This window comes from Colwellia sp. BRX10-1 (assembly GCF_014077545.1).
GTDB lineage: Bacteria > Pseudomonadota > Gammaproteobacteria > Enterobacterales > Alteromonadaceae > Colwellia_A.
Genome location: NZ_JACGWC010000092.1, coordinates 1 through 652, shown reverse-complemented (window position 1 = coordinate 652; position 652 = coordinate 1). Strand labels below are relative to the sequence as shown.

General features: G+C 32.5%; 1 protein-coding gene. It reads right to left on the bottom strand.

Annotation, left to right across the window (positions count from 1 at the left end; all coding sequences use genetic code 11):
• Positions 1-144: 144 nt before the first annotated feature.
• Entirely contained in the window at positions 145-477 is a 333-nt protein-coding gene (locus tag H4J75_RS20010) for a hypothetical protein (protein WP_182252181.1), read from the bottom strand.
• Between the last annotated feature and the right edge of the window lie 175 nt (positions 478-652).

The window sequence follows — 652 nt, the reverse complement described above, 5'->3', positions numbered from 1 at the left end:
ACGAAGACGCCCTACAACGAATCAAAATATTTAGAAGCATTAAAACGAAGAGGATCACCACTGTTAAAATTTGCAATAAATAGCTAAATTTTACTAGTTGTCCACCTCAGGGCGTGTTGTTATATGGCTGTTGCACAACCATACTTACTCTTTTTCTTTCATCCAGTGTGAGGGGTAATTTTTACATTTAAGAAATCTATCTGTAAATTGTGAAGCCGTCCAGTTTCTATATTTACATATTATAACTGCTTGAATTAAATAAATCATAACAATACTTAAGGCTGAAAAAAACATAGTAGCTTCGAATAAATTATCATCCCCAGTATCAGGTGCATATACGTCTAAACCTAGGTAACTAGCATACATGTACATAAAAGTAACACCTATTGAAAAGCCAATTAAAATGCTAGACAGAACACTCATATCTAGTATTAATTTATATTTAAACTTTAGTTTTTTATAGTTATCTAAATTCATGCTTCAAAATTAAGTAAGCCATATAACGCCCCATTAAGAAGCAAATAATAGTTGGCTAAAATAAGCGACGAAGGAGCAAATAGCCAGCTGTTATTTGTCCTGCTTGAATGGCTTATAGTTCGACCAAGCCACCTAATTTACTAAAGTAACTTACTATTAGATTAGGTGGAACATG

Coding starts and splice junctions, on each gene's coding strand:
- H4J75_RS20010 (WP_182252181.1), bottom strand. CDS start 477: ATGAATTTAGATAACTATAAAAAACTAAAGTTTAAATATAAATTAATA.